Below are 24,679 nucleotides of genomic sequence, written 5' to 3'. Positions count from 1 at the left end.
TGGATCGTGAGCAGCGGTACGACGGGGCAGACCGGGAACACCACGAGCACCGACGGGCCGGGCGGTGATCCCCGCCCCGGGAGCGGTGCCGCCGCGGACCTCGTCCGTCTCTACGCCCGGCACACGCCCGAGACCGACACGGCCGGCGGCACGGAGCTGCCCGGCCCGGCGACCGTCGTCGACACCCACCTCGGGCTCGGCGCGCACCGCGAACCCGGCCGGGCCGCCGTCCGGGTGACCACCGGCGGGGGCGACGCCGTGACGGTCGACATCGTCACCGACGACATGCCCTACATCGTCGAGTCGGTGCTCGCCGGGATCGGCCGGGCCGGAGGCACCGCGCGGCGCGTCGTGCACCCGATCCTGGTCGTGCACCGCGCCGACGACGGCACGCTGACCGGCGTCGACACCGACGCCGACCCGACCGACCCCACCGAGGGGGCCTCGGTCGAGTCGTGGATGCACGTCGACGTCGTGTCCTCCGGGGATCTCGACCCGGACGCACTGCACGCCGAGCTGGAGCGCACCCTCGCCGCGGTCCGGCAGGTCGTCGACGACACCGCCGCGATGACCCTGCGCGCCCGTGCACTCGCCGACGACCTCTCGGGTGCCGGTGCCGCCACGGCCGTCGAGGCCGACGAGGACGACGTGCACCCGGCCGAGGTCGCCGACCTGCTGCGTTGGCTCGTCGACGACCACTTCGTGTTCGTCGGCTACCGCCACTACTCGCGGCGCACCGACGGCGAGGGCGGCCCGGAAGGGCAGCTGCGGCCCGACACCGACACCGGCCTGGGTGTGCTGCGCCCCGGCGACGCCGGCGCGAACGTCTTCCTCCCCGAGGAGACCGGCGCCGCCGACCCCGCGGGCCTGCTGCTGTTCACCCGCGCCAGCGAGCGCAGCCGGGTCCTGCGCGCGGTGCACCCGTACTACGTGGGCGTCCGCACCCGGGACGCCGACGGGACCGTCACCGGCGAGCACCGCTTCCTCGGGATGCTGACCGTGCCGGCCCGGCACGAGTCCGTCCTGGACATCCCCGTCGTCGCCCGGCGCATCCGCGGCGCGATCCGGCGCGCGGGCTTCCCGGCCGACTCCTACTCCGGGCAGCAGATGCTCGAGGTGTTCTCCCAGCTGCCCCGCGCGGAGCTGTTCACCTCGTCGCAGGAACGCCTGCACGACACCGCGGTCGGTGTGCTGGAGGCGGGCGCCCGCCGCGCGGTGCGCCTGTTCGTGCACCCCGACCCGTACCGACGCTTCCTGTCCTGCTTGGTCTACCTGCCGCGCGACCGCTACACGACCGCGACCCGGCTCAAGATCACCGACATCCTGCGCACCCGGCTCGGCGGCACCGACGTCAGCTACACCGCCCAGGTCGGCGACGCCGAGCTGGCGCTGCTGCACCTGACGATCACCACCGACCCCGGCGCCGAAGCGCCCACGGTGGACCTGGCCGAGCTGCAGGACCACGTCGCCGAGGCGACCCGGACCTGGGACGACCTGCTCGTCGCCGCGCTCGGCGACGCCGGGCCCGCTGCCCGCCCGATGCTCGCCGGCGTCCCCGAGTCCTACAAGGCCACGGTGACCCCGCTGCGGGCCGTCGAGGACCTGCGCCGGCTGATGACGCTGGGGGAGAAGGGCGAGGACGCCTTCGACCTGCGTCTCTACCGCAGCGTCGAGGGCGACATCCGGTTCGCGCTCTACGTCGGCGACGACCCGGTCACCCTCACCGGAGTGCTGCCGCTGCTGCAGCAGCTCGACGTCGAGGTCGTCGACGAACGGCCCTACGAGTTCCGCCGCCCCGACGGCCGTCGCTGCTGGCTCTACGACTTCGGGCTCCGGCCCCCGCAGCCCGCCGGTGCGCCCGCGGTCCCGACGGTCACCGTCGAGGACGCCGGTCGGCGCTTCGAGGAGGCGTTCGCCGCCGCCTGGCGGGGCGACGCCGAGTCCGACCGGTTCTCCGCGCTCGTCCTGCGGGCCGGTCTGCACTGGCGCGAGGCCGCCGTCCTGCGGGCCTACAGCCGCTACACCCGCCAGCTCGGAGGGCTGTTCACGCTCCAGTACACGGCCGGGGTCCTGGTCGCGCACCCGCAGGTCGCCCAGGGGCTGATCACCCTGTTCCGGGCCCGGTTCGACCCGGCCACCGCCGACCCCGACGAGCGCCAGGCCGCCCACCAGCGGGCCCTGGAGAACGTCACCACCCTGATCGACGAGGTGTCCGGTCTCGACGCCGACCGCATCCTGCGGGGCCTGCTCGCCGTCATCGAGGCGACGCTGCGGACCAACTGGTTCCGGGGTCGCCCGTTCTTCTCCTTCAAGCTGGACCCGGCCGCCGTGCCGGACATGCCGCTGCCGCGTCCGCGGTTCGAGATCTTCGTGTACTCGCCCGCGGTGGAGGGCGTGCACCTGCGGTTCGGCCCGGTCGCCCGGGGCGGCCTGCGCTTCTCCGACCGCCAGCAGGACTACCGCACCGAGGTGCTGGGCCTGGTCAAGGCCCAGGCGGTGAAGAACGCCGTCATCGTCCCGGTCGGGGCGAAGGGCGGGTTCGTCGTGCGCTGGCCCGCACCGGCACCCGAGCACGTCCGGGACTGCTACCGGACCTTCATCTCCGGGCTGCTCGACGTCACCGACAACCTGCTGACCCGCGCCGACGGCTCCACCGAGACGCTGCCGCCCACCGACGTCGTCCGCCACGACGGCGACGACTCCTACCTCGTCGTCGCCGCGGACAAGGGCACCGCCACGTTCTCCGACCTGGCCAACTCCGTCGCCGAGTCCTACGGCTTCTGGCTGGGCGACGCGTTCGCCTCCGGCGGCTCGGTCGGCTACGACCACAAGGCCATGGGCATCACCGCCCGCGGGGCGTGGGAGTCGGTCAAGCGGCACTTCCGCGAGCTGGGCGTCGACACCCAGCGCGAGGAGTTCACCGTCGTCGGTATCGGTGACATGTCCGGCGACGTGTTCGGCAACGGGATGCTGCTGTCCCCCCACATCCGGCTCGTCGCCGCGTTCGACCACCGGCACGTCTTCGTCGACCCGACGCCGGACGCCGCGACCTCCTACGCCGAGCGCCGCAGGCTCTTCGAGCTGCCCCGCAGCTCCTGGGCCGACTACGACACCTCCCTGATCAGCGCCGGCGGCGGGGTGTGGCCGCGGACCGCGAAGTCGGTGCCGGTCGGGCCGGCGATGCGCGCCGCGCTCGGGCTGGCCGACACGGTCACCGCGATGTCCCCGCCCGAGCTGATCCACGCGATCCTGCTCGCCCCCGCCGACCTGCTGTGGAACGGCGGGATCGGCACCTACGTCAAGGCGTCCGGCGAGACCGACGCCGAGGTGGGGGACAAGGCCAACGACGCCATCCGGGTGGACGGCCGCGCCCTGCGGGTGCGGGTCGTCGGCGAGGGCGGCAACCTCGGGCTCACCCAGCGCGGGCGGATCGAGTTCGCCCGCCACGGCGGCCCGGACGGTCTCGGCGGGCGGATCAACACCGACGCCATCGACAACTCCGCGGGCGTCGACTGCTCCGACCACGAGGTCAACATCAAGATCCTGCTGGACCGCCCGGTCGCTGACGGCACCCTGGACCGCGACGCCCGCAACGAGCTGCTCGCGTCGATGACCGACGAGGTGGCCGAGCTCGTGCTCGCCGACAACGTCGCGCAGAACGAGGTGCTCGGGGTCGCCAGGGCACACGCGCCCGGCATGGTCGCCGTGCACGCCCGGATGGTCACCGACCTCGCCGAGCGCACCGGGCTCGACCGCACTCTCGAGGTGCTGCCCGACGAGGCGGGGTTCGCCCGGCTCGCCGCCGCCGGCCTCGGCCTCACCGGTCCCGAGCTGTCGACGCTGCTTGCCCACACCAAGCTGGACCTGACCCACCGGCTGCTGCAGACCGACCTGCCCGACCTGCCCGCGTTCGCGCCCACGCTGCCCGCCTACTTCCCGCACCCGCTGCGGGAGCGCTTCGCCCACGCCGTGCGCAACCACCCGCTGCGCCGGGAGATCATCGGCACCTCGCTGGTCAACGAGATGGTCGACGGGGCCGGGATCAGCTACGCGTTCCGCCTCGGCGAGGAGATCTCCGCCGGGCCGGACGACGTCGTGCGTGCCTGGACCGTCGCCACCCGGGTGTTCGAGCTGCCCGCGCTGTGGGACGCGGTCCGCCGGGCCGACGTCCCGGTCGCCGTCGCCGACGGTGTCGTCCTGCAGTCGCGACGGCTGCTGGACCGCGTGTCGCGCTGGTTCCTGACCAACCGACCGCAGCCGCTGGCCGTCGGCGCCGAGATCAACCGGTTCGCCGGGCCGATCGCCGAGCTGCGGGCCCAGCTGCCCGAGCTGTTGCAGGGCCGCGAGCTCGACGCCGTGCAGGCCCGCGCCGCGGAGCTGCGTGACTGCGGAGTCCCCGCGGAGATGGTGGACCCGGCGGCGCTGTCGCTCTACGCCTACGGGCTGCTCGACGTGGTCGAGCTCGTCGAGCTGTCCGACCGGGAGGCCGAGCCGCGGCCCGGCGCCGAGGTCGCCCGGCTCTACTACGCGCTGTCCGAGCACCTCGGGGTCGACCAGGCGCTGACCGCGGTGTCCCGGCTCGACCGCGGTGACCGCTGGCACGCGCTGGCCCGGCTCGCGCTGCGCGACGACCTCTACGGTTCCCTGCGCTCGATCACCCTCGACGCGCTGCGCGAGACCCCGCCCGGCACCGACGTCGACGAGGCCATCGCCGCGTGGGAGCAGGCCAACGCCTCGAAGCTGTCGCGCGCGCGCAGCGCGCTGGAGGAGATCGGGGCGTCGGCGTCGCTGGACCTCGCGACGCTGTCGGTGATCTCGCGTCAGCTGCGCGGGCTGGCCCGGTAGGGGCGCTCGTGACCGCATTCGTCGCCGAGGTCCCGCTGCGCTGGACCGACCAGGACGCCTACCGGCACGTCAACCACGCCCGGATCGTCACGCTCATCGAGGAGGCCCGCGTCGCGCTGGCGTTCACCGCCGCCGGGCGGGAGGGGCTCGCCGGGTTCTCCTCCGGGCTGCTCGTCGCCGGGCTGCACGTGGACTACAAGCGGCAGCTGCCGTGGCGGCCCGAGCCGCTGCGCTGCGCGATCACCGTGCGGGAGCTGCGGGCGGCGTCGTTCGTCCTCGACTACGCCCTGCACGACGGGCCCGGCGCGGACGACCCGGTCGCGGTCACCGCGTGGACCCGGATGGCGCTCTACGACCTCGGGGCGAACCGGGTCCGCCGGCTCACCGCCGACGAGCGGGACTTCCTGAAGCGTCACCTGGGAGACGTGTCGTGACCCTGCGGCTTGCGGACGCGACCGAGCGGGACGATCTCGGCGCGTTCACCGCCCGCGTCGTCCGGCTCGACCAGACCGCCGCCGTCCGGCTCACCGCGGGTGTCGGCCGGGTCACCGCGTGGGCCCGCACGCCGTTCGACGTGCTCGTGACCCGCTCCGTGGCGGGCGAGCTCGACCCGGCGGTGCCGGTCACCGCGCAGGCGTCGACGCTGCTGACGGCGCTGGCCGTCGACCGCTCCGCCGCGGTCGACCCCGGCCCGCCAGCGCCGTGGCTCGACGAGCTCCCGCCCGACGACGGCTGGTCCCGGGTCGACGACGTCCCTGCCGCGGAACTCGACGAGCTCGCCGACCGGGGGCTGGCACTGGCCCGGGAGCACGCGGGCCCGATGGGCCCGCCGGCGTCGCTGCTGGACCAGACGGTGCTGACGGTGTCCCCACCGGACCAGGGCCGCCCGGTCACGGTGCCGATGCGGGTGCTGTTCGCGATGTCCGGGATGGGGTTCCTCGGCTCGGCACCGCAGGAGACCGACGGCCCCCGGGTACGGGTCTCCGCCTCCGGGTCGTGGATCCGGCTCGACGCCCGGTACGGGGCGGTGGTGAAGCGGCGCGTGGTGTCGCTGCCGCTGTCGGTGGCGCCCTGAACCGTTCCCGCCGCGGGGACCGGCTCAGGTCAGGTTCAGGACGCTGACCGCGCCGTCACCGGTGACCCAGCCGGTCCGGCCGTCGGGGGCGACGGCGACCCCGGTCGGGTTCGGGGTGACGTCGGTGGTGCCGGTGACCTGCCAGGTCCCGGTGTCGACGGTGACGAGACCCTGCCGGGTCGCGACGTAGAGGTGACGGCCGTCGGGGGCGAAGGCCATGCCGGTGGCGCCGCCGTCGACCTGCACGGTCGCGATCTCGCGCCCGTCGGCGGGGTCCAGGACCATCACGGTCCCGGACTCCGGCCCGCCGACCGCGACCATGGTCCGCGGGACCGATGCGGGGCTGACGGCCAGGGACTCGGCACCGCCGCGCACCGGGAAGCTGCCGAGGACGGTGAGACTGTCCGGGTCGAGCACGGTGAGCTGGTCGGCGCCGCGGGTGGCGAGGTAGACGCGGTCGCCCGCGGCGTTCGTGGCACCGGCGTACGGGTCGCGCGACACCGGCACCGTGCGGGTCACGGTGCCCGCGTTCGGGTCGAGCTCCTGCACGGTGCCGTCCGTGCGCGACGGCACGTAGAGGAACCGGCCGTCGGGGGAGACCGAGGCCGCACCGGGATCCCCGCCGACGGCCGCCGTGCCGACGACGGTCCGCCCCGGCACGTCGACGACGGCGACCTGCCCGCCACCCGGCCCACCGGTGCTGACGTAGGCACGGGTGCCGTCCGGGGACGTCACCAGCCCCTGCGGCGCCGCCGGCAGCCCGACCTCGCCGGTGACGGCGTCGGTCGCGGTGTCGACGACCGCGAGCCGGTTCGCGTCGCGGACCGCGACGAGCGCCGTCGCGCCGTCCGGGGCGGCCGCGACGGCGACCGGGGCGCCGGGGACCTGCACGGTCGCCCGCACCGTCGGCTGCGCCAGGCTGGTCCCTGCCGCGGCCACCTCCGGCCGCGGCCCCGTCCCCGGGCCGGCCGAGACGGCCGGCCGGGTCGCGTTCGCACCCGGGGTGGACGTGCTGGGCGACAGCATCGCCCACAGGGTCAGCGCGCCGAGGAGCACGATCGCCAGCGCGATCGCGAGCCCGGCCGCGGACGGGCTGCGACGGCCGTTGCGCGGCTTCGCCGACATGATCGCCTCGTGGCGCGGCGTGACCGGCTTGTCCCCGGTCGCCGCGGCGTGGGCGGCGGCCTCCGCGGCCGCGGGCTGGACCGCGGTGCTCTCACCGGTGTCCTCGACCGTGCCGTCCCGGCCGGACGCAGCGCGGGCGGCGGCCACCGAGACGGCCCCGACCGAGGCCGCGGCGGCGGCGTTGCGACGGGTCGTCGCGGCGTCCGGCTGGTCCGGGTCCGACGGACCGGCCGTGCCGTCCGCCGGTGCCGGAGCGTCCGGGTGCCCGGTGGCCGGGGCGAGGCCCCGCAGCGTCGGCGGCTCGTCGTCGGTGCCGACGGCCCGCAGGACCACGGTGGTCTCGGTGTCGGACGCAGTGTCGGACGCGGAGCCGGACGCAGTGTCGGACGCGGGGTCCGGTCGCGCTGCGGTCCGACCGTCCGGTCCTGCTGGGCCGGGGCGGTCGGGGGCGGGCGCCCAGGAACGGGCACCGGGGTCGCGCGGGGCGGGCCGGGGGCCACCGCCCGCGGGGAACGTGCCGGTGCCGGGGGCGCCGGGCCCGTGCGGCGGGGGGACGGCGGTACCGGGTCCGCCAGGGCGGCCACCGGCCCCCGGGCCGCCGGGCCGGTCGGTCGGATACGGCCCCGGGCCCTGCCCGCCCGGTCGGCCGACGGGGTACGTGCCCGTGCCCTGCCCACCGGCGCGGTCGGTCGGGGACATGCCGGCGCCCTGTCGCTCCGGCCGGCCTGCCGGGTACGTGCCGGTGCCCGGCCCGCCGGGCCGACCGTCGGGGTACCCGTGCTGTCCCTGCCCGCCGGGCCGACCGTCCGGGTACCCGTTGGTGCCCTCTCCGCCGGGCCGCTCGTCCGGACCCGCGCCGAGGCCGGGGAACGCCCCGGTCCGGGGCGGTCCGGAGAACGCGGCGGCTGCCGGGCCCGGGACGTCGCCCCGGGCAACGGAGTCGTCCCGGACGGAGTCGTCTCGGAGGGAGTCGTCTCGGAGGGAGTCGGCGCGGTCGACGTCGTCGGGGGAGTCGTCGGGGGAGGGGCGGTCCGCGTCGGGGGTGGCGGCCGCGCCGTCGGTGCGGGAGTCCTGTGGGTCGTCGGCGCGGCTCGGGAGCCGGCCGAAGCCGCTGCCCGGGTCGCCGCCGACGGTGGCGAACAGGTCGTTGCCCGACAGACCGGCCATCGCCGGACCGGACGGGACACCACCCATCGCCGGACGGGTCGCCTGACGCCGCTCCGGGCCCGCGGGGGCGGGGGGCCGGTGGCCGGGCATGGTCGGACGGCTCCCGGACGGTGGGGTCGAGGGCCGCGCGGGCGGCTGCTCGGCCCGGCCGTCGGTGGAGCCCGTGTTCGGGTAGTGCCCGATCAGCGCGCCGGGGGGCAGGATGTCGGTCTCCGGGCCGTCGGCGCTGCTGCGCGCCGGGCGTGGCGGCCACCGCTTCGCGGTGTGCTGTTCCGCGGTGTCCCGGCCCTCGTCGTCGGACCCGGTGGCGCCGGAGCCCGTGCTGTCTCCGGCCGAGGGCGACGGCGTCGGGTCCTGGTTCGGGGTGGGGCCCGCGGCGGGGCGGGCGTCGTCGCCGAGCGGCCGCGGGGTGGGCGCGATCGGGGGGACGACGGTCGGTGCGGGCTCGGTGACCGGCACACCGTCCGGCCCGGGGCCGGCGTCGGTGCGACGGCCGCCCTCCGCCGGGGTGGCGACGGGGTCCGGCCGGTCCCCACCCGTCCCGGTGACGGGGCTCCCCGCCTCCGGCGCGGGACCCGACGGGGCGTCCTCCGCCCGGGAGGAGTCCGACGGACCGGGCCGGGGATCCGGCTGAGCAGCGTCCACCGGAGCGGGCCGGGGCGGCGTCGGAGCGCCGTCCGGCGCGGGCGTCGTCGGCCCGTCCGGTGAGTCCGGCGCGAACGACGGCGGCGGCGCGAAGCGGTCCGCCGGGGTGTGCAGGGGGTCGAGACCGTCGTCGCCGGGTTCGTCGGGCAGCGGCCCGACGCCCAACGGGTCGTCGCCGAGGTCGCCGAGGTCGGCGTAGTCACCCGGATACGACGGCGGTTCGGGGGCGGCGGGCCGCGGACCCGGGGTCGGACGTGCCGAGGGCGCGGGACCGCCGTCCCGGGACACCAGTTCGGTGAAGCCCGTCGGGGTCGGCTCGCGCCGGGCGCCGTCGTCCTCGGACGTGGCCTCCTGCTCCGGTTCCTCCCCGGAACCCGACCGCATGACCAGATCGACCAGGGAGCCGGGGACCACCGGCACGCGGCCGGTCCGGATCGCCTCGCCGAGCCCGTCGGGGTTCGGATCGGGGCCCGGCGGGCCGTCGGCACGCCGGGGGGAGCGGTCGTCGGGGCCCGGGTGACCGGGCGCCGACGTCATGCGTTCTGCGGCGGTCGGGTGCACATAACGATTCGATTATCGCGAGCGTCGTCCCGGGCCCGGACCCCGGGTCGCCCCCCGCCCCGTCCGGGTCGTCCCGCCTGCGGCGTCTGTCCTGGTCCGGGGCTGGTCACGGCCCGTTCCGAGATCACCGAACGGGAGGACCCCGATCGAGGTGAGCGAGATCGGGGGGATGCGACCGACGGTGGTGCTGTCGGCGTCCTCCTCGGCCGGGCGGCGACCGGGGCCGAGGAGCAGGGAGCCGGTGACGGGCGCGCCCTCGTCGTCGGTGTCGTCGTCGGTGCCGTGGTCCGTGCCGTGGTCGGTGCCCGACCCGGAGAGGGGGTCGGCGGGGTCGATCGGTGACCGGGAGCCCAGCTCCGACACCGACGCGATCGGGTCCCCGTCCGAGGACGACGCCGCGGACGAAGCCGGGGAGGACGACGAGACCGACGACGGCCCCGGGAACGACGACGAGAGCGACGACGTGAGCAGGGCCGGCGGGGAGAGCGGTGCCGGGCCGAACAGGGCGTCGTCGAGGGCGGCCGAGACCGGCTCACGGTCCAGCTCCTCGGCGAGGGTGCGCTGCACGCGGGTCAGCTCGTCACGGACGTCGTCGCGCAGCGCGGCGAGCCGCTCGACCTCGCGCACGACCGCCGACCGCCGCTCCCCGGCGCCCTGCTCGGCGTCCCGCAGCAGCGCGGCGGCCTCGGCGCGCGCGGCGGAGAGCGTCTGCTCGGCGTCGGAACGGGCGTCGGCGAGGATGCGCTCGGCCTCGGTGCGGACGTCGGACAACCGGTCGGACACGGTGCGCTCCCGCTCGGCGAGATCGCGCTCGCGGCGGTCGGCGTCGCGCTCGCGGTCGTCGAGGGTGCTGCTGCGGGAGGTGAACTCGCGGTCCAGGGTGGCGGCGCGGCCGAGCAGTGCCTCCTCGGTGCGGGAACGACGGTCCTCGGCCTCGCGGCGGGCGCGTTCCACGATCTCCGCGGCCTCGTCGGCCGCGCGCCCGCGTAGCTCGGCTGCCTCCTGCTCGGCGGCCTGCAGGACGCGCTCGACGCGCCGGCCGAACCCGGCCTCCTCGGCGCGGCGGTCCTCGCCGGCCCGGGCGGCGGAGTCGTTCTCCAGCTGCTCCTGCAGTCGCCGGATCTGCGCACGGGCCGCGGACAGCGACTGCTCGGCGGCGTCCGCGCGGCGGATCTCGTCGTGGATGCGGTGGTCGAGCTCGGCCAGCCGGCTGTCGACCTCGCCACGGTCGTAGCCGCGCAGCACGACGGTGAACCACGAGCCGTCCTCGCCGTCGTGGCGGTCGGGGTGGGCCCCGGCGTCACCGCCGGGGTGCGCGTGCCGCGACGACCCGTTGGACGACCCGTTGACCGGCTCGTGCCGATGCGGACCGGACGGTGCGGGAGAGACGCTCACGATGAACCCCCAAGACGGGTGACTACGAGCCGCCCGACGTGCCGCGGCGGCGATCCGTCCAACGAGCCCGGACGCGTTCGGTCACGTTCGGCGGTGTGTCAGCCCGGAAAGCGTCCGAACATCACTCGAATGGCCGTCGGACGAACGGGCAGATGATCACGCTGTGTGGTAATGCCCCTACCGAGGTCAGAACTCGGAGTTCTGCATGCTCGCCGCGGCGTACTGCAGGTAGTTCCACAGCTGGTCACGGTGCTCCGGGGAGAGGTTCTCCTCGTCGACGGCGATCCGCATGCAGCGCAGCCAGGCGTCGCGCTCGATCGGGCCGATCCTGAACGGCACGTGCCGCATCCGGAGCCGGGGGTGGCCGCGCTGGTCGGAGTAGGTGCGCGGGCCGCCCCAGTACTGCTCCAGGAACAGCCGCAGGCGCTCCTCGGCCGGGCCGAGGTCCTCCTCCGGGTACAGCGGCCGCAACACCTCGTCCCGGGCGACCTCCTCGTAGAACCGGTGGACGATCCGGTGGAAGACCGGCGCGCCGCCCACCTCGGCGTAGAAGTTCTGCGGTGCACTCACGCCGACCAGTCTCCCAGGATCTGTCAGTTCTGCTTCTGGGCCGGGCCGTCGAGGGCCGCGCCGGGGAACACCATCGGCCGGGGGATGCCGTGGTCGTCGAAGGCGTCGGTGATCGCGCCGTTGAGCGCGCGCTGCACCGCCCACTGCCGGCCCGGGCTGACCCGCACGGTGATCCGCAGCGTGACGCCCTCCGGGCCGATCTTGTCGACGCCGAGCACCTCGGGGACCTCCAGCACGTCCCCGGCGATGTCGTCCTGGGCGGCGCGCTCGGTGGCGGTCCTCCCGGCCAGCTCGGTGGCCTCCTCGACGTCGGCGTGGTGCGCGATCGGCAGGTCGACCACCGCGACCGCGTAGCCCTGGCTCATGTTGCCCACACGCAGGATCTCGCCGTTGCGGACGTACCAGACGGTGCCCTTGATGTCGCGGATCGTGGTGATCCGCAGGCCGACCGCCTCGACGGTGCCGACGGCCTCCCCGACGTCCACGACGTCACCGACGCCGTACTGGTCCTCCAGCAGCATGAACATGCCGGACAGGAAGTCGCGCACCAGGTTCTGCGCACCGAAACCGATGGCGAGCCCGATCACCCCGGCGCCGGCCAGCAGCGGGCCCAGCGGGTAGCCGAGCTCGTTCATGACCATCATCACCGCGACGAGCAGCACCACCGCCGAGACGATCGACCGCAGCACCGAGCCGATCGTGCGTGCCCGCTGCGCCCGTCGCTGGGTGCCGGGGTCCGCCGGGGCGGCGGCCCCACGGCCGCCCGGCCGCAACCGGCGGGCCCGGCCGACCAACACGGTGAACCGGCCGTTGGTGGCGCCGTCGACCATCCGCCCGATCGCCCGGTGCGCCAGCCAGCGGAACAGCACCGCGACCACGACGATCACGGTGATCGCGACGGTCTTGCTGACCAGGGTGTCCGCGTGCTGGGCCAGGAAGTCGTTGCTGGTCCAGCGGTAGAGCGTGGCGCACCACGAACCCGCGTCCTGGACACAGTCGGGCATCAGCGACACGTCCTGCAGAGGGATGTCGGGCAGCACGTCGGGGGTCACGAGTCCTCCTCGGGGGCGGTGAGGGCTGCGTCGGAGCCCTCGAGGCTACGTCACCCTCCGGTGTGACGGCGGTCGCGCACGTGGTCCGGAACCGGCCGGTGTCCCTGCAGGTCAGGGGCGGTTTCCGGAGGCCCTGCGACGGTTCGCAGCGGCACCACGCCGGCCCAGGCGAGACCGGCGGCCACGTCGGCGCCGTCGTCCGACGGCGGCCCGGAGCGGCTCTTCACGCTCGCCTCGGCCAGGTCGAGGGCGAACACCGCGGTGGCGGCCAGCTCCCGGCGGTCCGGGCGGCGGGCGTGGTCCCAGGCGCCCGGGGCGAGGTGCTCGACGATCACCCGCAGTGCGTGCAGACGCTCGTCCTCACCGGTGACGCGGCGGGCGTCGCCGTGGACGACGGCGCTGCGGTAGTTCATCGAGAAGTGCATCAGTGCGCGGGCGTGCACGATGCCGTCGAGGTGGGTCACGGTCACGCAGCAGGACAGCGTGTCCCCGGTCAGGTAGCGGGCCCCGGACGAGCCGTGCAGGAACAGCGTGTCGCCGTCGCGGCCGTAGGCGGTCGGGAGGACGACGGGTGCGCCGTCGCGGACGAAGCCGAGGTGGGCGACGAGGCCGTCGTCGAGGACCGCGTGCAGGTCGGCCCGGTCGACGGCGGCCCGGTCGCGCTTGCGGCCCAGCGTGCTGCGGGTGGTGGGGGAGAGCGTCACTCCCCGAGCATGACCGGCGACAGTGGCATCCTGGAACGGCCACTTCCGTCCTTGTACGAAAGGCCACTGTGCCGGATCTCCCGATCGTCCTCGACCGCGCCGGGGCGACCCCGCTGGCGGTCCAGCTCGCCGACGCCCTGCGCGCCGCGGCGGCCGGCGGTGCACTGCGGCCCGGTGACCGGCTCCCGTCCACCCGCGGGCTCGCGACGACGCTGCGGGTGTCCCGGACGGTCACCGCAGCGGCCTACGACCAGCTGCTCGCCGAGGGCTGGGTCACCGGTCGGGTCGGCGCGGGGACGTTCGTGACCGCGGTCCCCGGGCCCGCCCCCACGGGCCCGGGAGCGACCACCGGGCCCCGGCCGCGGGCCGAGCCGTCGGTGCTGGACCCGGGGCGGCCGTGCGTCGCGGCGCTGGACCCCGCGATGTGGCGCCGTGCCTGGCGGGCCGCCGCCGACCCGCCCCCGGACGACCGCCCCCGCGCCGACGGGCTGGCCCCGTTCCACGAGGCCGTCGCCGGGCACCTGCTGCGCCACCGCGGACTCACCCCGGTCGCGGACACCGTGCTGGCCACCGCCGGGACCTCCGCCGCCGTCGCGGAGCTGGCCCGGCTGCTGCCCCCGGGGGCGACCGTCGCGGTGGAGGAACCGGGGTACCCGCGGGCGGTCAGCGCGCTGCGGGCCGCCGGGCTGCGGGTCGTCGGCGTGCCCGTGGACGACGACGGCCTGGTCGTCGACGCCGTCCCGGCCGGATGCGCGGCGGTCTACACCACCCCCGCACACCAGTTCCCGACCGCGGTGCGGCTCTCCGCCGCCCGCCGGGTCGCCCTGGTCGAGCGGGCCCGCACCGAGGACCTCCTGGTCATCGAGGACGACTACGACGGCGAGCTGCGCTACGACGTCGCCCCGCTGCCCCTGCTGGCCGCGCTCGCCCCCGGCCACGTCGTGCACCTGGGCACGGCGAGCAAGATCCTCAGCCCGACGCTCGGGGTCGGCTGGGCGGTCGCGCCACCCGCCGTCGTCGACGCCTGGCGGGACCTGCGCGCCCGGACCGGCACCCGGCCGTCGCCGGCGGGGCAGCTCGTCCTCACCGCGCTCGCCGCGCACGGCGACCTCTCCCGGCACCTGCGACGGCTGCGCCGCGAGCTCCGCGAGCGCCGGGCCCAGGTGCTGGCCACGGCCCGCGCGGCGGGCTGGGCGGTCCACGGGGACCCGGCCGGGGCGCACCTGGTGCTGCGGCCGCCCGAGGGTGAGCGGGCCGCGATCGCGGCGGCCGCCGGGCGCGGCGTCGCCGTGCGCGGGCTGGCCGACTACCACCAGGGCACGCCCCGCACGTCCGGGCTGGTCGTCGGGTACGCGGCCGGGACACGGGCCGAGCTGACCGCCGCGCTGGCGGCGCTGATGGGGTGAGCTGCCGCCCGGCGGTGTCGAGGGCCGGGCCGCCGCCCGGCTGTGTCGAGGGCCGGGCCGCGGCCCGGTTGTGAGCCCCCGCGCAGCCGCCGCCTACCCTCGGGCCCCATGAGTGCCGACCGGGTGAAGGTCGCCGTCGTCTTCGGCGGCCGCAGTTCCGAGCACGCGATCTCGTGCGTGTCCGCGGGCAGCGTGCTGACCCACCTCGACCCGGAGCGGTTCGAGGCCGTCCCGGTCGGGATCACCCCGGACGGCGCATGGGTGGCCGGCCCCTCCGACCCCGCCCGGCTGGCGATCTCCGGCCGGGAGCTCCCCGAGGTCGACGGCGCGGCCGAGTCCCTGGTGCTGCCCGGCGAGCCGGGTCGCGGCCTGGTCCGCCTCGACGCGCGCGAGGCGCTGACCTCGGTCGACGTCGTCTTTCCGATCCTGCACGGCGCGTTCGGCGAGGACGGCACCATCCAGGGGCTGCTGGAGATGGCCGGCCTGCCCTACGTCGGCGCCGGCGTGCTGGCCTCCGCGGTCGGCATGGACAAGGAGTTCGCGAAGAAGCTGCTGCGCGCCGAGGGCCTTCACGTCGCCGACGGTGTCGTGCTCCGCCCCGGCACCGACATCGGGTTCGCCGACCGCGACCGGCTCGGGCTGCCGCTGTTCGTGAAGCCGGCCCGCGCCGGGTCCTCGATGGGCGTCACCCGCGTCACCGACCCGGCCGCGCTCGACGCCGCGGTCGCCGAGGCCCGCCGGCACGACCCGAAGGTGCTCGTCGAGGCGGCCGTGCCCGGCCGGGAGATCGAGTGCGCGGTGCTGGAGTTCCCCGACGGCAGCGTCCGCGCCAGCCTGCCCGCCGAGCTGCGCTACACCGGCGAGTTCTACGACTTCGAATCCAAGTACCTCGACACCTCCGACCTGCAGATCCCCGCCAAGCTCGACGACGAGATCACCGAGTCGCTGCGCTGGAAGGCGATCACCGCGTTCCGCGCGCTCGACGTGCAGGGGCTGGCCCGGGTCGACTTCTTCGTCACCGACGACGGCGACATCACCGTCAACGAGGTCAACACGATGCCCGGTTTCACCCCGAGCTCGGCGTTCCCGAAGATGTGGGCGGTCACCGGCCTCGACTACTCCGAGCTGCTCAGCACCATGATCGACACCGCGCTGGCCCGCGGGACGGGGCTGCGGTAGCTAGCGGACCCGCACCGGCTGCGGCGGGAGCGTGTCGACGACCGCGTCGGACACCGCCTGCAGCGGCCCCGGGCCGGTCTCGGTGGGTGCGGACAGCTCCAGGTACACCCCGCGGTCGACGACGGCGTAGGTCGTGGCGAGCGCACCCTGCGGCGTGCCCAGCGGCAGCCAGCTCACCCCGTTGACCACGATCAGCGGCGAGGTCGGCCCCAGCTCGGCGGGCCGCTCGGTGCCGCAGCGCAGCACGACCGGCTCGGGCTCGGCGACCCAGGCCCGCGCGCCGGGGACCGGCGGGTCGATCTCGCGCGGCGCGAGGTCACCGGTGTCACCGGGGAGCCCGGTGGGCAGCGTCCGCAGCACCGCCTCGCACGACGGCGACGACGCCTGCGGTGCGGCCCGTGCCGGCAGTTCCAGGGGACCGGTGTCCGGCCCCGTCGTCAGGCGGGCCCAGACCGCGAGCCCCGCCACGACGACGGCGAGCAGCAGGGGCAGCGCGAGTGCCACCACGACCGGTGGTGACACGCGTGCCCCTGCCACGTCTGTCCCCGTCTCAGCTCAGCTTGACCACGGGGCAGGTGAGCGTCCGGGTGATCCCGTTGACGTTCTGCACCCGGGCCACGACCAGCCGGCCGAGCTCGTCGACGTCGTCCGCCTCGGCGCGCACGATCACGTCGTACGGGCCGGTGACGTCCTCGGCCGAGACGACGCCCGGCAGACCCCCGATCTCGGAGGCGACCGAGGCGGCCTTGCCGACCTCGGTCTGGACGAGGATGTATGCCTGCACCACGGCGTGCCCCTTTCCGGTAACTGCCGACCTGCCGGATGGTTGACGGCAGGAATGTCGGACGCAGAACCTACCGGAGGCCGCCCCCGTGTCCCCATCCGCGATCACGCCCGAGGGCGGTTCCGAGACCGGTGTCTCACTCCGGGAGGTCGGTGAGTTCGCCCTGATCGACCGGGTCACCACGGACCGTGTCCAACCGGCTACGACGGAGCTCGGTCCCGGTGACGACTCGGCCGTCGTCACCGCGGCCGACGGGCGGGTCGTCGCCTGCACCGACGTGCTCGTGGAAGGTGTGCACTTCCGGCTCGACTGGTCGAGCCCCGAGCAGGTCGGACGCAAGGCCGCGGCCGCGAACCTCGCCGACATCGCCGCGATGGGGGCGGTGCCCACGTCGCTGCTGGTGGGGCTGGCGTGCCCCTCGTCGACGCCCGCGGCGCAGCTCGAGCAGCTGGCCGACGGGCTGTGGGCCGAGGCCCGCTCGACCGGGGCCGGGCTCGTCGGGGGCGACCTGACCTCGGCGCCGGTGATCGTGGTCTCGGTGACGGCACTGGGGGACCTGCAGGGCCGCGCGCCGGTGCTGCGCTCCGGCGCGCGGCCGGGCGACCGGGTGGCGGTCTGCGGGCGGCTGGGCTGGTCCGCGGCCGGGCTGGCGGTGCTCGGGCGTGGGTTCCGGTCCCCGGCGGTGCTGGTCGACGCGCACCGGGTCCCGGAACCGCCCTACTCCGCGGGTCCGCAGGCCGCCGACGCCGGCGCCACGTCCATGATCGACGTCTCGGACGGCCTGCTGGCCGACATGGCGCACGTCGCGCGGGCCTCGGGGGTGACGCTGCGGCTGCGGTCGCGGGCGTTCACGGTGCCTGCGCGGCTGGCCGAGATCGCGTCCGCGTTGGGCCTGGATCCGCTGCGCTGGGTCCTGACCGGCGGTGAGGACCACGCGCTCGCGGCGACCTTCCCCGCCGACATGCCGTTGCCCGAGGGCTGGACCGAGGTCGGGGCCGTCGAGGCAGCGGACGCCGAGGGCCCCGCGGTCACCGTCGACGGCCGCCCCTACGACGGCGACGCCGGCTGGGCCCACTTCACCCGCTACTGACCGCGGCCACCGACCGCGGCACGCGCACACGCCGGCGGCCCGGCCCCTCGGTGAGGGACCGGGCCGCCGGAAGATCGGGGCTCAGGCGCCGCGGCGCCAGAACAGCAGCGCCCGGCGCAGCCGGTTGCGCAGGCTGGGGTGACCGGGGACCGACCGCTGCGGGGCCGGGAACTGCCGGAACTCCGCGGGCGGCGGGGTCAGGTGGGCCGCCGGGAGGGTGGGCGGGTCCATCGCGACCAGGGTCTGCGGGAAGTGGCGCGCATCGGGCGACGGGGTCTTCTCGGGGTGCACGGTCGTCTCCTCCACGGCCGTTCCATCGCTCGCGGTGGCTCGATCGTTACCGACCAACTGCTGCATCTCCGGCCTCCTCACGGTCTCGGGCGGGGTACATCGCCGGGTCCCGTGCCCGCCGGGGCCGGGGTCCCTCCGCGCGTGCCGCATTCGTGACGGGCCACCGCGGGGCCCGGGAAGGGGAGCGCGGGGCGGCGGTGCCTGCCCGCCCAGGGTACCGACGTGACGTGTGCCGGAGACGTGTGCGGTGGCTCACCGGGCGGGCCGTCGGGCACCCGGGTGCTCGCTACGGTGAATGCCGAGCAGGCGGGACGAGTGGACGGAGCGGGTGTGTCGGGGCTGGTGGCGGTGGTGGCGTGGGCCGCCCTGGCGGGATGGATCGCCGCCGGCGTGCTGCTCGTGCTGGCCCACCGGCGGCTGGAACGGCTGGAGCGGGAACACACCGCCCGCAAGTGGGACATCGTCGCGCTGCGTGCGGAGCTGCGGGCGCTGCACCGGCGACCGGACGACGGCTCCCGACCTGCAAGCGGCTCCCGCACTGCCGGAGGCTCCCGCCCGGCCGGCGGCGACACCGGGTCCCCGGTCCCCGCCGGCGGGGCGCCCGGACGTACCCGGACGGCCGGCGCCACGGCATGGCGCCGGTCGCACCGGCGCCCGGAGGGCCGCACCCGGCGGGGCCCCTCCTGAACGGGGCGGCGTCAGGCGGTGACGTGCGAGGACGACAGGGTGGCCGCCACGTCGAGCGCCGATCGGCCCTCGGGGTTCAGGTCGAGCACCACGAGGTCGGTCGCGCCCGCCTCGGCGAACCGGGCGAACTCCCGCGCCAGGAGCTCCTCCGATCCGGCCACCACCGTCTCCTCCGGCCCGCGGAGCCCGCTGCGGTCCAGCAGCGCCCGGTAGCTGGGCAGCGTCCCGACGGCGGCGAAGTCCTGCGCGACCGAATCCAGCATCCGGTCCGGGTCGGTGGTCACACCCACCACCACGGAGACCACGATGCGAGCGGTGTCCGGGAGCGCGGGCCGCAGGTGGTCGCGCACGAAGTCCGGGCGGACCCAGGTCACGACGGTGCCGTCGGCCAGCTCCCCGGCGATCTCCAGCATCCGGGGACCGAGGGCCGACAGCAGCACCCGCGGCGCCGGCACCGGCCGCGGCAACGTGAGCTGTGTGTCGACGTCGAGGAACCGGCCCCGGTGGGTCACCCGCTCCCCGTGCAGCAGCGGGATCAGCACCTCCAGGTACTCCCGCGTCCGGGCGGCGGGCGCGTCGAACGGCAGCCCCAGCTCACCGGTGAGGTAGGGGGCGTGGCCCGGGCCCACCCCGAGCGTCAGCCGGCCGTCGAGGGCCGCCTGCGTGGTCAGCGCCTGGGCGGCGAGCGCGACGGGGTGCCGGGGACCGGTCAGGGTGACCGCGGTGCCGAGCTCGGCGGGCCCGGTACCCGGCTCCGCCGCGGCGAGCAGGGTCAACGGGTCCCAGCTGCCGGGCATCTGGTTGGCCCAGACCGCGTCCAGGCCCCGGCGGCCCGCGTCGAGCACGGTCTCCCGGACGGCGGCAGGGCCGTCGGGGGTGAGGTTCAGGGTTCCGATCCGCATGCTCTCCAGTGCAGCCGCGCCGGGCCCGGGGAACCAGACCGGAACAACCCGCACAGCGATCGGCGTTCGTGATCGACAGAGGTCGGGGAGGGTGTGGGATGGAACTGCGCGGTTTGCGCTACTTCGTGACGGTGGCCGAGGAGCTGCACTTCGGCCGGGCCGCCGAGCGGCTGCACATCGTGCAGCCCGCGGTGAGCCAACAGGTGGCCCGGCTCGAACGCGAGCTCGGGACCCGGCTGTTGGACCGGTCCTCGCGCCACGTCCGGCTCACCCCCGCCGGGCACCGGGTGCTGGCCGCGGCGCGGGAGGCGCTGGCGGCGGCGGAGCGGGTGCGTGCGGTCGTGGACGCGCCGGCGACCCGGATCCGCGTCGGCACCGCGCCCGGGCTCACCGGTCGTCTGGAGCTGGCGCTGCGCCGGCTGCAGGAGTGCTCCCCGGATCTCGAGGTCCAGCTGTTCGACCTGCCGGTGCCCGAGCGGCTGTCGGCGGTGGCCGACGGCCTCCTGGACCTCGCGGTGGCCCGGGGGGAGCCCTCGGGATCCGGCCTGGTGGTGCGCCCGGCGTGGAGCGAGCAGCTGCACGCGGTCGTGTCCGACCGGCACCCGCTGGTGCGCCGGTCCTCGGTGCGGCTGTCGGCGCTGGCCGCGGCCGGGCCGTTCCGACCGCCGTGCCGGGACACCGACCCGCCCTGGCACGACGCCCTCGCCCGGATGGTCGCCCCGTCCGGGGCCCGGATGGGCCGGCCGGTCGGGGTGGGTGAGGCCGTCGTCGCGGAGATGGGGGCCGATCCCACCGGGTGGACGCTGCTACCCGCCGGGCGGGCCGCCGCGTCCGGGGCGTCGCGGGTGCGTGAGATCCCGCTCGACCCACCGGTGACGGTCACCGGGTCGGTGGTCGCGCCGTCGTCGACGACCCCGGGCTGCCTCGCCGCGGTCGTGGACGCGTTCCGCGACGCCGACCTCACCGATCTGGCGTCGGCCTGACGGGGCATCGGGTCCGGCGCCGCGTCAGCGCCGGGGGACGCCCGCCCCGCGGATGCTCGCGTCGAGCAGCTGCACCGGGTGCAGCAGCGGGACGTCGGCGACGTCGTCGCTCGGCAGGTACTTCCCGATCTGCAGCAGGCAGCCCGGGTTGGCGGTCACCACGACGTCGGGCCTCGCCTCCCGGATCTTCTCCGCCTTCCGCACGCCCAGGTCGGCGGCCGCGTCCGGCTTGACCATGTTGTAGATGCCCGCCGAGCCGCAGCACAGCGACGCCTCGGCGATGTCGACCAGCTCCAGCTCCGGGATGGTCCGCAGCACCTCGCGGGGCTGGCTGCGCACACCCTGGGCGTGCCCGAGGTGGCAGGCGTCGTGGTAGGCGACCCGGCCGGGGACCGGCGTGCGCGGGGCACGGGGGCCGCCGTCGTCGTCGCGGGAGTACAGGTCCGCGAGCACCTCGTGCACGTCGCGGCAGCGCGCCGAGAAGGCGGCGGCGCGGTCCTTCCACTCCGGGTCGTCGGCGAGCAGATGGCCGTAGTCCTTCATCGACGAGCCGCAGCCCGCGACGTTGGTGACGACCGCGTCGACGTCGAGGGTCTCGAACCGGGCGATGGTGCGCCGGGCCCGGTCCAGGGCGGACTCCTCGCGCCCGGCGTGCACCTCCAGCGCGCCGCAGCACTGCTGGTCGCGGGGGACGAGGACGTCGCAGCCCTCGGCGGAGAGCACCCGCACGGTGGCCTCGTTGACCCGGTGGAAGAACACGTCCTGCACACATCCGGTGAGTAGCGCGACCCGGGCCCGGCGGGTGCCGACGGCCGGGGTGTGCACCGGGAGCCGCGCGAACGCCTCGCGCACCGAGACCGGCGGCAGCAGCGACTCCATCGCCGCGAGCTGGCCGGGCAGCTTCTCGGCGAGCCTGCGGATCGCGGGGACCTTGCGCAGCTGCTGGTAGAGCGCGCCGGGCAGGGCGGCGGCGCGCAGCCGTCGCTTGTAGGGGAACAGGGCGAAGATCGCGTCGCGGAACAGCTTGTCCGACGCGCTGCGGGGCACGTTGCGCTCGATCTGCGGGCGCACCGACTCCAGGAGCTTGTCGTACTGCACCCCGGACGGGCAGGCGGTCACGCACGCCATGCAGCCCAGACAGTTGTCGATGTGCTCGGTGAACGGGCCGTCGAGGGTGATGTCGCCCTTCTCGGCCAGGTCCATCAGCAGGATCCGGCCGCGCGGGGAGTCCATCTCCTCGCCCCACAGCACGTAGGTGGGGCAGGTCGGCAGGCAGAAGCCGCAGTGCACGCAGTCGTCGAGCAGCTCGCGCTGGGGCGGGTGGACCGGGTCGAACGCGCTCGGCCCCTGCTGCGGGATCTTGGTCTCGGCCGCTCCGGCGGGGGTGCCTGCGGGCTCGTGGGTGCTCGTCATGCGTGCCTCACATCCAGGGGGCGAAGCGACCGGCGGCGAACCGGGCCTCGGGGTCGAGCTGGTTCTTGATCGCCTTCAGCAGCGCGAGCGCGGACGGCGCGGGGCCCCACGCCGGGGCGTCCAGCGCCTCGGGGCGGTCGCGCAGCATGCTCGTGCCGCCGACCGCGGCGACGGCGTCGTGCACCTCGGTCACGGCGGCCCCCGGCACGGTGACGGTCGCGACGCCGGTCGCGAGCCCGGCCGTGACGGCGGTGGCGGGAAGCTGCTCCACCAGCGGCGCCAGCCGGGTCGGGGCGCACCCGATCCGGACGACGGCGCCGTCGCGGGCGGGCCGGTCGGCGTCGCCGCCGGCGTGCGGGCCGTCGGTCAGCGACGCGTGCGCGTCCCACGCGTCCGGACCCACCTCCCTTGCGTCGGCGCCGAGGAGCTCGCGCAGCCGCTCCACCCGCGCCGGCAGGGTCCCGGCCCCGCCCTCCAGCCGGACCAGCAGACGTCCCGGGTCACCGGAGACCCACTCGACGGCGATCGGCTCCAGCGGGCTGGCCATCAGCTCCAGTACCCGCGACGCGGCCTCGGCCACCGGGCCGTCGACAGCCACGCAGGCGACCGCCTTCGGGACCGGGTGCAGCCGCAGGACGACCTCGCCCACCGGGCCGAAGGTGCCGTGGGAGCCGTGCAGGAGCTTGGCCATGTCGTAGCCGGCGACGTTCTTGATGACGTGCCCGCCGGAGCGGACCATCGTGCCGTCCGCGAGTACCGAGGTGGTGCCGATGACCAGGTCCCGCAGACCGCCCCAGACCAGGGCGGACGGGCCGGCGTCGGCGGTGGCGAGCAGCCCGCCGACGGTGGCGCCGCGGGCGACCCGGGCGGCGTCGAACGCGAGGCGCTGGCCGTGCTCGGCCAGCTGCTCCTGCAGCGCGAGCACCGGGGTCCCGGCGTGCACCGAGACGGTCATGTCGCCGGGGTTGTGGTGGATCACCCCGGACAGCCCGGAGAGGTCGAGCGTCGCGGCGACGTCGTCGTCCGCGCGTCCTGCCCAGCCGGCGGCGGTGCCGGCGCCGGCGATCGCGAGACGGCCGGGGGTGTCCAGGACGGCGTCCCGGACCTCCTTGGCCGAGGTGGGGCGCAGCGTGGTGGGAGCGGCGCGTGTCATGTCGTCGGGCCCTTCCGGGTCGCGTGCGGGTCGGTCGGACAGGTCGGCCGGGCGGGTCACAGCCGTTCGATCAGGCCCGCCTCCTCCAGCGGGTGCGGGCGGTAGCGCCCCGGCTTCTCGCCGCACAGCCGCGGGGTCGGCAGGAGCTTGCCGGGGTTGCAGATGTGGTCGGGGTCGAAGCCGTCGCGGATGCGGCGCATGACGGCCAGGTCGTCCTCGCCGAACATCCGCGGCATCGAACAGGCCTTGTCGGTGCCGATGCCGTGCTCGCCCGACAGCGACCCGCCCATCTCGACGCACAGCTCCGCGATCCGCGCCGACAGGTGCTCGGCCTCGTCGGTCTGGCCCTCCGCGGCGGAGAACAGGACCAGCGGGTGCAGGTTGCCGTCGCCGGCGTGGAACACGTTCGCGACGCGCAGCCCGGCCTCGGAGCCCATCTCGTCGATCCGTTCGAGGATCTCGGCGAGCCGGGTCCGGGGGACCACGCCGTCCTGGACGATGTAGTCCGGCGAGATCCGGCCGACCGCGGCGAACGCCGCCTTGCGGCCGCGCCAGATGTTCGCCCGCTCCTCCGGCGATCCCGCGATGTGCAGCCGGGTGCAGCCGTGCCGGTCGCAGATCTCCTTGACCAGCGCGAACTGCTCCTCGCACTCCTCGACGGTGCCGTCGAGCTCGACGACGAGCGCGGCCGGGGTGTCGAGCGAGTAGCCGGCGCCGGTGGCGCCCTCGGCGGCCTCGATCGCCAGCGCGTCCATCATCTCGACCGCGGCGGGGACGATCCCGGCCGCCACGATGTCGGAGACCACCTGGCCCCCCGCCGACACGGACGGGAAGTCCGCCAGCAGCGTGCGCATGACCTCGGGGGTGCGCAGCAGCCGCACGGTCACCTTCGTGACGATCCCGAGGGTGCCCTCCGACCCCAGGAACACCCCGCGCAGGTCGGGCCCGGACTGCTCCATCGAGTCCGACCCCAGGGTCACGACCTCGCCGTCGGGGAGCACGACCTCCATCGACAGCACGTGGTTGGTGGTGAAGCCGTACTTCAGGCAGTGCGCGCCGCCGGAGTTCTCCGCGACGTTGCCGCCGATCGTGCACACCTGCTGGCTCGACGGGTCCGGGGCGTAGTAGAGCCCGTGGGGCGACGCGGCCGCGGTGATCTCCAGGTTGGTGACGCCGGGCTCCAGCACCGCGCGCCGGTTCTCCGGGTCGACCTCGAGCACCCGGTTGAGCCGGTTCAGCCCGATGACGACGCCCTCGGCCACCGGCAGCGCGCCGCCGGACAGGCCGGTACCGGCGCCGCGGGCGACGAACGGGATCCGGTGCCGGGCGCAGATCCGTACGCACCCGGCGACGTCGTCGGCGGTGCGGGGCAGCAGGACGAGCTCGGGGACGACCCGGCTGCCGGTCAGGCCGTCGCACTCGTAGGTCCGGGTCCGGACGGGGTCGTCGAGCACGTCCGCGGCGCCCAGGAGGGCGACGAACTCGTCGTGGATCGAGCGGGCCAGAGGCATCGCTGGACTCCCTTGCTGCGCGTGGCGGGGCTCACGGGAGGGTACGTCGACACGGTGACGCCACGCCTGTTCGACGTCACGGACAGGGTCCGCATCACTTCCGTGATGCGGAAAAGATAATCCACTGGTAGAAATACGACC

Annotated in this window: 20 protein-coding genes; 8 read left to right on the top strand and 12 right to left on the bottom strand. The window is 75.7% G+C overall.

Annotated features, from left to right (window positions below; all coding sequences use genetic code 11):
* The first annotated feature begins 6 nt into the window (after window positions 1-6).
* From Ae505Ps2_RS26455 to Ae505Ps2_RS26445, 3 genes are read left to right on the top strand one after another with little or no spacing between them, the layout of a single operon-like run.
* Entirely contained in the window at window positions 7-4,845 is a 4,839-nt protein-coding gene (locus Ae505Ps2_RS26455; protein WP_075307694.1) for an NAD-glutamate dehydrogenase, read from the top strand.
* A gap of 8 nt (window positions 4,846-4,853) precedes the next feature.
* The gene (locus tag Ae505Ps2_RS26450; protein WP_020628053.1) at window positions 4,854-5,279 is read left to right on the top strand and encodes a thioesterase family protein; all 426 of its coding nucleotides are present in this window, start codon (window positions 4,854-4,856) and stop codon (window positions 5,277-5,279) included.
* Window positions 5,276-5,920 (top strand): hypothetical protein, encoded by a 645-nt coding sequence (locus tag Ae505Ps2_RS26445; protein WP_020628052.1) that lies wholly within the window; start codon window positions 5,276-5,278, stop codon window positions 5,918-5,920. Before Ae505Ps2_RS26450 ends, Ae505Ps2_RS26445 begins: the two co-directional genes overlap by 4 nt.
* A 24-nt stretch (window positions 5,921-5,944) precedes the next feature.
* On the opposite strand, the gene Ae505Ps2_RS26440 is transcribed toward Ae505Ps2_RS26445, so the two are convergent.
* The 5 genes from Ae505Ps2_RS26440 to Ae505Ps2_RS26420 form a co-directional block, all read right to left on the bottom strand.
* Window positions 5,945-9,394 (bottom strand): hypothetical protein, encoded by a 3,450-nt coding sequence (locus Ae505Ps2_RS26440; RefSeq protein ID WP_075554085.1) that lies wholly within the window; start codon window positions 9,392-9,394, stop codon window positions 5,945-5,947.
* A 36-nt stretch (window positions 9,395-9,430) separates the two neighbouring features.
* A complete protein-coding gene (locus Ae505Ps2_RS26435; protein WP_075554084.1) occupies window positions 9,431-10,813 on the bottom strand; it encodes a hypothetical protein in 1,383 nt (460 codons plus the stop codon).
* Between the two features lie 186 nt (window positions 10,814-10,999).
* Complete coding sequence (locus Ae505Ps2_RS26430) at window positions 11,000-11,383, bottom strand: globin (RefSeq protein WP_020622424.1); 384 nt, start codon at window positions 11,381-11,383, stop codon at window positions 11,000-11,002.
* A gap of 23 nt (window positions 11,384-11,406) precedes the next feature.
* Window positions 11,407-12,435 (bottom strand): mechanosensitive ion channel family protein, encoded by a 1,029-nt coding sequence (locus tag Ae505Ps2_RS26425; protein ID WP_233147461.1) that lies wholly within the window; start codon window positions 12,433-12,435, stop codon window positions 11,407-11,409.
* Between the two features lie 50 nt (window positions 12,436-12,485).
* A complete protein-coding gene (locus Ae505Ps2_RS26420) occupies window positions 12,486-13,139 on the bottom strand; it encodes a pyridoxamine 5'-phosphate oxidase family protein (RefSeq protein ID WP_075307688.1) in 654 nt (217 codons plus the stop codon).
* Between the two features lie 68 nt (window positions 13,140-13,207).
* On the opposite strand from Ae505Ps2_RS26420, the gene Ae505Ps2_RS26415 reads away from it, so the two are divergent.
* Both Ae505Ps2_RS26415 and Ae505Ps2_RS26410 read left to right on the top strand, forming a co-directional pair.
* Complete coding sequence (locus Ae505Ps2_RS26415) at window positions 13,208-14,545, top strand: PLP-dependent aminotransferase family protein (RefSeq protein ID WP_075307686.1); 1,338 nt, start codon at window positions 13,208-13,210, stop codon at window positions 14,543-14,545.
* Between the two features lie 108 nt (window positions 14,546-14,653).
* Entirely contained in the window at window positions 14,654-15,724 is a 1,071-nt protein-coding gene (locus tag Ae505Ps2_RS26410; RefSeq protein WP_075307684.1) for a D-alanine--D-alanine ligase family protein, read from the top strand.
* Here Ae505Ps2_RS26410 and Ae505Ps2_RS26405 read toward each other — a convergent pair whose 3' ends face one another.
* Window positions 15,725-16,246: a DUF3515 domain-containing protein gene (locus Ae505Ps2_RS26405; RefSeq protein ID WP_212567671.1), complete on the bottom strand. Its 522-nt coding sequence runs from the start codon at window positions 16,244-16,246 to the stop codon at window positions 15,725-15,727.
* Between the two features lie 28 nt (window positions 16,247-16,274).
* Entirely contained in the window at window positions 16,275-16,511 is a 237-nt protein-coding gene (locus Ae505Ps2_RS26400; RefSeq protein WP_020627802.1) for an Lrp/AsnC ligand binding domain-containing protein, read from the bottom strand.
* 85 nt (window positions 16,512-16,596) lie between these two features.
* On the opposite strand from Ae505Ps2_RS26400, the gene Ae505Ps2_RS26395 reads away from it, so the two are divergent.
* Window positions 16,597-17,598: a thiamine-phosphate kinase gene (locus tag Ae505Ps2_RS26395; RefSeq protein WP_083695683.1), complete on the top strand. Its 1,002-nt coding sequence runs from the start codon at window positions 16,597-16,599 to the stop codon at window positions 17,596-17,598.
* An 81-nt stretch (window positions 17,599-17,679) separates the two neighbouring features.
* On the opposite strand, the gene Ae505Ps2_RS26390 is transcribed toward Ae505Ps2_RS26395, so the two are convergent.
* On the bottom strand, window positions 17,680-17,904 hold the full coding sequence (locus Ae505Ps2_RS26390; RefSeq protein ID WP_020622071.1) for a hypothetical protein: 225 nt from the start codon (window positions 17,902-17,904) through the stop codon (window positions 17,680-17,682).
* Window positions 17,905-18,219: 315 nt separating this feature from the next.
* On the opposite strand from Ae505Ps2_RS26390, the gene Ae505Ps2_RS26385 reads away from it, so the two are divergent.
* Window positions 18,220-18,576, top strand: coding sequence for a hypothetical protein (locus tag Ae505Ps2_RS26385; protein WP_020622070.1), 357 nt, complete (start codon window positions 18,220-18,222; stop codon window positions 18,574-18,576).
* A gap of 11 nt (window positions 18,577-18,587) precedes the next feature.
* Here Ae505Ps2_RS26385 and Ae505Ps2_RS26380 read toward each other — a convergent pair whose 3' ends face one another.
* Window positions 18,588-19,478, bottom strand: coding sequence for an LLM class flavin-dependent oxidoreductase (locus tag Ae505Ps2_RS26380; protein ID WP_075333105.1), 891 nt, complete (start codon window positions 19,476-19,478; stop codon window positions 18,588-18,590).
* 98 nt (window positions 19,479-19,576) lie between these two features.
* On the opposite strand from Ae505Ps2_RS26380, the gene Ae505Ps2_RS26375 reads away from it, so the two are divergent.
* On the top strand, window positions 19,577-20,461 hold the full coding sequence (locus Ae505Ps2_RS26375) for a LysR family transcriptional regulator (protein WP_075307676.1): 885 nt from the start codon (window positions 19,577-19,579) through the stop codon (window positions 20,459-20,461).
* A gap of 24 nt (window positions 20,462-20,485) precedes the next feature.
* Here the strand turns inward: Ae505Ps2_RS26375 and Ae505Ps2_RS26370 are convergent, their stop codons facing one another.
* Genes Ae505Ps2_RS26370 through Ae505Ps2_RS26360 form a run of 3 tightly spaced genes read right to left on the bottom strand, consistent with a single transcriptional unit; the run spans window position 20,486 to window position 24,538 of the window.
* Entirely contained in the window at window positions 20,486-21,874 is a 1,389-nt protein-coding gene (locus tag Ae505Ps2_RS26370) for a heterodisulfide reductase-related iron-sulfur binding cluster (protein ID WP_075307674.1), read from the bottom strand.
* 7 nt (window positions 21,875-21,881) lie between these two features.
* Window positions 21,882-23,027, bottom strand: a complete 1,146-nt coding sequence (locus Ae505Ps2_RS26365) for an FAD-binding protein (RefSeq protein WP_075554323.1) — start codon at window positions 23,025-23,027, stop codon at window positions 21,882-21,884.
* A gap of 56 nt (window positions 23,028-23,083) precedes the next feature.
* Window positions 23,084-24,538, bottom strand: a complete 1,455-nt coding sequence (locus Ae505Ps2_RS26360) for an FAD-linked oxidase C-terminal domain-containing protein (protein WP_020622066.1) — start codon at window positions 24,536-24,538, stop codon at window positions 23,084-23,086.
* Between the last annotated feature and the right edge of the window lie 141 nt (window positions 24,539-24,679).

The sequence above is a fragment of the Pseudonocardia sp. Ae505_Ps2 genome (genome assembly GCF_001932425.1).
Classification (GTDB): Bacteria; Actinomycetota; Actinomycetes; order Mycobacteriales; family Pseudonocardiaceae; genus Pseudonocardia.
This window is presented reverse-complemented; position numbering and strand designations above follow the sequence as displayed.